The organism is Mesorhizobium sp. M7A.F.Ca.CA.004.12.1.1, assembly GCF_003997835.1.
Taxonomy (GTDB): domain Bacteria; phylum Pseudomonadota; class Alphaproteobacteria; order Rhizobiales; family Rhizobiaceae; genus Mesorhizobium.
Genome location: NZ_RZRK01000367.1, coordinates 1 through 5,949 on the forward strand (window position 1 = coordinate 1; position 5,949 = coordinate 5,949).

Annotated in this window: 6 protein-coding genes; all 6 read right to left on the reverse strand. The window is 60.2% G+C overall.

The window, feature by feature from the left end:
• Positions 1-55: 55 nt before the first annotated feature.
• The 6 genes from EN984_RS37770 to EN984_RS19545 all read right to left on the reverse strand — a co-directional run bounded on the left by EN984_RS37770 (position 56) and on the right by EN984_RS19545 (position 5,247).
• On the reverse strand, positions 56-229 hold the full coding sequence (locus EN984_RS37770) for a hypothetical protein (RefSeq protein ID WP_164748740.1): 174 nt from the start codon (positions 227-229) through the stop codon (positions 56-58).
• Between the two features lie 42 nt (positions 230-271).
• Positions 272-1,309 carry a zinc-binding dehydrogenase gene (locus EN984_RS19525; RefSeq protein ID WP_127270672.1) on the reverse strand — a complete coding sequence of 346 codons (1,038 nt, stop codon included), beginning with the start codon at positions 1,307-1,309 and terminating at the stop codon, positions 272-274.
• Entirely contained in the window at positions 1,302-1,790 is a 489-nt protein-coding gene (locus EN984_RS19530; RefSeq protein WP_127269553.1) for a Gfo/Idh/MocA family oxidoreductase, read from the reverse strand. The genes EN984_RS19525 and EN984_RS19530 overlap by 8 nt, the downstream gene beginning before the upstream one ends.
• Before the next feature lie 9 nt (positions 1,791-1,799).
• A complete protein-coding gene (locus tag EN984_RS19535; RefSeq protein ID WP_127269552.1) occupies positions 1,800-2,240 on the reverse strand; it encodes a nuclear transport factor 2 family protein in 441 nt (146 codons plus the stop codon).
• A 293-nt stretch (positions 2,241-2,533) separates the two neighbouring features.
• On the reverse strand, positions 2,534-4,099 hold the full coding sequence (locus tag EN984_RS19540) for an MDR family MFS transporter (RefSeq protein ID WP_127270669.1): 1,566 nt from the start codon (positions 4,097-4,099) through the stop codon (positions 2,534-2,536).
• Positions 4,096-5,247, reverse strand: a complete 1,152-nt coding sequence (locus tag EN984_RS19545) for an HlyD family secretion protein (RefSeq protein WP_127269550.1) — start codon at positions 5,245-5,247, stop codon at positions 4,096-4,098. The genes EN984_RS19540 and EN984_RS19545 overlap by 4 nt, the downstream gene beginning before the upstream one ends.
• Between the last annotated feature and the right edge of the window lie 702 nt (positions 5,248-5,949).

Genomic DNA, 5,949 nt, shown 5'->3' on the forward strand with positions numbered 1-5,949 from the left:
GAGCAGCGTCGCGCCCCGGTCCCCCCCGCCGGAGGAAGCGCTGCACGCGGTCGCATTAGACTCGACCGCCGGCGTCAAAGATCGACTCGGCCAAGGCCTGCGCGCAGGCTTCGTCCCGCCCCTGCACGAAAGCGGCTTCACCTTCCGCGGCGAATACCTCCACCATCGCCTCGAGCCCGGTGCTCGGTTCGATCACGAGGACGCGCTTTCCAACAAGTCCCATGTCCATGGTGTGATCTTTACTGACATGAACAGTGGTTGGTCGCCGGCGCTAGGCAGCCAGGTCCGGAGCAATGGAAAGGACGACACGACCCATCGTACGGCCGTTCTCCAAAGCTTCGTGTGCCGCGCCAACACCGCCGAACAACACCACCCGGTCGACATGAGGGTGCAGCTCGCCGCGATCGACCATCCCGGCAACCCGCCGCAAGACATCGGTCTGTCTCAGCCGGCGAAGATGATCGCCCGCGATCTGCGGCTGTCCGATATTGACGAAGCGGACGTCGAGATTGTTCCATTCCGCTGAATCGTTGCTTCCCTTCGGCCATGGCGAGACGACGGTGTTCACCAGAGTGCCGAACGGCGCGGCGTGGTCGAAGCTTCGCGCAAAATTCTCGTGCCCCACGAAGTCGAAGACGATATCCGCGCCGGCTTTTCCGGTCCAGCGGCGCAAGGCGGCGGCAACGTCCTCCTCGCGATATTGGATCGCCAGTTCAGCACCAAGTGACAGCACGAAGGCAGCTTTTGCGTCGCCTGAGACGGTTGCCGCGATACGGGCGCCGAGCCTGCGCAGGTATTGTATAGTGATATGTCCAAGTCCTCCTGCGCCGCCATGCACCAGGGCGAAGCTACCCGGCTTGGCATCGGCCTTCTCGAATACTGCCTCCCAGGCCGTGAGCGCCACCGTCGGCAACGCCGCTGCCTCGACGAAGCCTAGGCTGACGGGTTTCCGCGCGGCATAATGCCCGTTGAGCACCTTGTATTCGGCGTAGCTGCCGAAATTGCCGGCATAGCCGCCATCGACATACCAGACGGCGTCCCCGGGACGGAGATGGGTGATTGCCGAACCCACCTCTTCAATAATCCCAGTACCGTCAATGCCGAGGATGGTGAATGCGTCCCGCGGGCCAGTCCCATACACCGCGCCATTGCGGCGGTTCTGCCAGTCGGCCGGATTGACCCCCGCCGCCATCACGCGAACCAGAATATCCGTATCGTTCGCAATGCGCGGCCGGGCGATCTCGCGCGTTTCCATGACCTCGGGTCCGCCCGCTCGCGTCATTATAAGCGCCAGCATCGTCTCAGACATCGACCGCCTCCCCCTCGCTACATTCGATCGCATTGATTAGACTCTGGAGGTCAACCGCGCCGTCCAAGGTCTGTGCGAGGCGGGCGTTGTTCCTCAAGTCGGAGACGGGACGCGGGGAACTCAGGCCCACGCTCGGCGATGGCACTTCCTGAAGGCGTGTGGCACCGTAGGCCTCCGGAGGCCACTCGCAGAAGACGATCTTGCCTGCTTCGAGCAATCGGATTGCGAGTTCCCTGTGCTGCGTCACCGTGACCGCGACGACGACACCTACGCCCGGATCATTGACGAGCGTCTCGTTCGTATCGGCATGTGGGATGCCAAATCCCTCGGCTGCAACCTTTATTACCTCCACCCGGTTGCTGCTGATGGTGGTGACGCGATATTCGAGCAGCCTTTCATCCGCCGCCTTGTGTGCGATCGTCGGCCAGCCATTGTCGGGGTGCACTCCGATAATTCCGACATGAATCGGATTTCCAACCATGATCGCCTCCTACGCGTTGGTGACTTCGAAGATCGTCCGGCGAAGCGTCATGCGCGCGAGACGCCAACCGTAGGGGCCAAGTCGCCATAGCTCATGATAATGTCCGTAGCCCTTGATCCGAGCCGGAAGACCGGCGGCCGCTCCAGGAAAGACAAGCACGTCCTCCATCGACCAAATGGCGGTGATCTCCGTTTGCGAAATCTGATCGATTTCGTCGTTGTGAAGCTGGTGGATCGAGTGCGAACCTTGAATGTAGCTCCGCATGGCGTCCATATAGCTCTCGCGATCATCGAAGCTTGCGATGAGCTCGCCTTCGGTGCTGAAGACCCGAACCTCGACTGTCGGCTCTAAAAGGGAGGCGAATTGTTCCAGGTCTCGGGTATCGACGAAACGGCAGTATCTCGCCTTGGCACGTCGGACCTGTTCGATGTCAGTCAGTTGGGGATTCATTGCTCTACTCCTTTTAGATGCATGTAAGTCGGGGGAGACCCACGCGATTAGCTGTCAGATCGGCCGATCTGGTCGTCTGAAGGTACAGTCCGGCTCGCTCTGTGGTTTGGCTGTTCCAGTATTCATAGGGATGACTGGCAGGCAGCTGGATGCGTCGATGACGCTCGTCGGCCTCCGGGCCGTGGCAATCGACTTCAGTTCAACACGAGAATTCACTAGCCAGACGACGTCTTCGGCCTGTCGGGCTACCGCGGCGACGGAAGCTGCGGGAAGGTCGATCTCCCGGCACCCTGTCACATTGGACTACGGCTCCGGGTGAACAGCACCGCCACCGCCGCCACCAGCAAGATGATGCCAAGGACGTAGAACGTGTCGGAGAAGGCCATGATCAGGGACTGCTGCGCGATGAGCTTCCCGAGAAAGGCCTCCGCCTGGTGGCGTGCTAGACTCTCGTCTGAGACACCGCGCGACATAATGTATTCCGTCATTCGAGATATGAACTGCTCGGTGGGCTCGCTGTAGGGCGTGACAGACTGCCCGATAATGTTGGAATGGAATTGCTCCCGCCTGGTGATCAGTGTTGCCAGCATGGCCGTTCCCAGCGCCCCACCGAGGCTGCGCATCATATTGAGAACCCCGGACGCCGCACCGGAGAGTTCGCTAGGTATGCCGACCATCACAATACCGGCAAGCGGAGCAAGGACGATGGCCTGGCCGAATGCACGGATGAAATTCGTGGTCACGAACTGATCGCTGCCATCATTCACGTTAAGATGCGTGTTCATGAAACAGCTCGCTGCAAAGATCGCGAGCCCGGCGCAGACGATTGCACGTGCGCTCAAATGCTTCTGCAACCAGGGAACGAACGGAATAATTACCAGTTGGGGCAGCCCGACCCAGGCCAACACCATACCAATCTGCTCGGAATTGTACCCTTGGACTTGGCTCAGATAGGCCGGGAGCACATAGACCGAGCCAAACAGCGCGACGCCGACCAGCATGTTGGCTAGGGTTCCGAGCGCGAAGTTACGGTGGACGAGCACCCGCAGTTGAACGGCAGGCCTATCAACGGTCAGCTCTATGGCGACAAAGACCGCAAGGGCGACGACGGCAACGATCGATAGATGAACGATGAGCGGCGAGCCAAACCAGCCATTCTTGTTGCCCTCGTCGAGCACGGTCTGGAGGCAGGAAAGCCCAACAATCATGAAGGCGATGCCATACCAATCCCCCTCCTTCAACAGCGAAAGGTTCATCCTCTCCCGCTCGAGGGTTGGAAAAAGCAGGCCGAGCATCAGGACTCCCGGCACGAGATTGACGAAGAAGATAAACTCCCAGCCATAGTGCTGGGTGAGGTAACCGCCGATAGTCGGTCCGATCGCAGGCCCAAAAGTGGCCGTGAGCGCAAATGCTGCCAAGCCAACCGGCTGCTGGCGTTGTGGCAAGGACGTCAGCACGCGGGTGAATGCCATTGGGATCATCACGCCGCCGGCGAAGCCCTGAAAACCCCTGAGGACGATCATCTGCCCGAGGCTTGTCGTGAAAGCGCACGCGACTGAAAAGAGGAGGAACAGGCAGGTGCTGCCGAGCAGAAACCTGCGGAACGAAAACACTCGCGTGAAGAAATCCGTCAGCGGGATCATGATGATTTCTCCGATGAGATAGGAGGTGGATATCCACGTTCCGTTGTCGGAGCCCGTACCAATCCCGCCCTCGATCTCCGGAAGCGAGGAATTGGTGATCTGGATGTCCAGCACAGCGATCAACGCGCCGAGCATGCATCCGAAAATGCAGATCCAATCGCGGAAAGTCGCACCCTCCCTGTCGCGATGCGATGTCATCGGTAGGGTCTCGGTCATGGCTGGTTTCGAGACCTGCCATGCTCTGTATCTGGCGGCGGTTGGCTAACGGTGATCGTGGCGGTGACTGACATTCCGGGCAGGAGCAACCCTGCGAGAGGATCATCCCGGTCTATTGCGATCTTGACGGGGATCCGCTGAACGATCTTCGTGAAATTTCCGGTGGCATTGTCGGGGGGCAGGAGCGAGAACTCTTGGCCGCTGGCCGGCGCGATGCTGTCAACGATGCCCCTTACGGGGGTGTCGGCGAAAGCATCAACGTCGATCCTGACCTTCTGGCCCGAAGTGACCTCGGAGAGCTGGGTTTCTTTGTAGTTGGCGACCACATAGATACCGTCGAGCGGGACTACCGCAAGTAGTTGCATGCCAGGCTGGACGTAGAGGCCCACCCGCAACTGGCGCATACCGACAACGCCTTCGCTGGGCGCCCGCAAAACCGTGTAGCCTAGGTTCAGTTCTGCCTCCTCGAGTGCTCCTTGGTTGTGCTGCAGAGCAGCATTTGCTTCATCAAGCTGGGCCGCGAGAGTGCCGACCTCTCGCCGCACCGCCTCCAGGGCTGCCTTGTCCTTCGCGACCAATGCGTTCGCGGCGCCGATCTGGGATGCTGCCTGCTGTGCATTCTGGACGGAGCCATATCCCCCCTTGGCAAGCGTTTCGAAGCGTTCGTCATTTTGCGCGGCATAGACCTCCGTGGCCTGGTCGGCCTTTAGGGTGGCATCCGCCTCGTCGATGAGGGCGCGCTGCTCTGCCAACTGGGCGTCGATGCTCACGATTTTCGCCTTCGCCTCGGCGACGTCTGCCTTCGCCTCATCGACGGCTGCCTTGAAGCTGCGCGGATCGATGGTCGCCAACACGTCGCCCGCCTTGACCTTCTGATTGTCTGCGACCAGCACAGTGGCGAGGTAGCCGGCGACTTGAGGTGCAACTGGCACGATGTGGGCCTCCACATAGGCATCGTCGGTCGATTCCTCGAAACGCCAGACCGTCCAATACTGCCGGCCGGCATACGCAGCGGCGGACAACGCAGATAGGGCAGCAACGCCAAATGCGACGATGCGGAGCGCGCGGACAAATCTCCCCTCTTTGGCACGCGGTAAGGTCAATGCTACGACCTCCGTCTCCGGTTTGCCGGGATGATTGATATTCATGATTCCTCCTGCCGGGGAGGCCGGCCCATCCGGGGCGCGCCCGGACCAATGCTGGTTCGTCTCGTTACATTCAAAGAAGCGATTCTCGCAGGAAGACCTCGGCGACCGCTGTATCGAGTTGGTTCTCCCGACTGGCCGCACACCTCTGCAGGTGATGGAATTCTCGCCTCAATGAGATCAGCATTCTGAGAACTGATCGCCGGCAGCGACCGCCGATGCTCCCGGCCTTTGAAGGGTCATTTGGCCCTCCCGCGTCATGTCCTTCGTCACTGTGGCGGTGACCGTAGCCCTCTCCTTGGCCGCCACTAATGTGGCCGCCGTCATGAGCCAAGGCCGCCAAACCCGAGCCTGCCGCTAACAGCGCGGCCCAGGCAATTGTTATCCAAACATGTCGTACGTTTGGCATCGTCGTACTCCTTGCGGCCCACGCTTTGGGAGGAAGCGCCGCAAGAGTGTATTTGCCGTCGACTGAGCGAAATCATACTTGCGTCCAGCGATGCCAGACGTGAGGTCATGGATTGCGCATCTCGGCGAGAACGACGACCGATATCTCATACCGTATTTCCGGACTTTCCCCTCCGGCGGGGCGGCTTCAATAAGGAACGGCAGACTCCCCATTCTCAATTGAGATCCTACGGCGGAGGGTATCAGGAGCAGCAGAATCGTCGCCTTCTTAGGCGCGCCGAGTTCATTGGCGGGGCC

What these genes read in the sequence shown, in the direction of transcription:
- EN984_RS19525 (WP_127270672.1), bottom strand. Translation starts at nt 1,309, where the DNA reads ATGTCTGAGACGATGCTGGCGCTTATAATGACGCGAGCGGGCGGACCC.
- EN984_RS19545 (WP_127269550.1), bottom strand. Translation starts at nt 5,247, where the DNA reads ATGAATATCAATCATCCCGGCAAACCGGAGACGGAGGTCGTAGCATTG.
- EN984_RS19535 (WP_127269552.1), bottom strand. Translation starts at nt 2,240, where the DNA reads ATGAATCCCCAACTGACTGACATCGAACAGGTCCGACGTGCCAAGGCG.
- EN984_RS37770 (WP_164748740.1), bottom strand. Translation starts at nt 229, where the DNA reads ATGGACATGGGACTTGTTGGAAAGCGCGTCCTCGTGATCGAACCGAGC.
- EN984_RS19530 (WP_127269553.1), bottom strand. Translation starts at nt 1,790, where the DNA reads ATGGTTGGAAATCCGATTCATGTCGGAATTATCGGAGTGCACCCCGAC.
- EN984_RS19540 (WP_127270669.1), bottom strand. Translation starts at nt 4,099, where the DNA reads ATGACCGAGACCCTACCGATGACATCGCATCGCGACAGGGAGGGTGCG.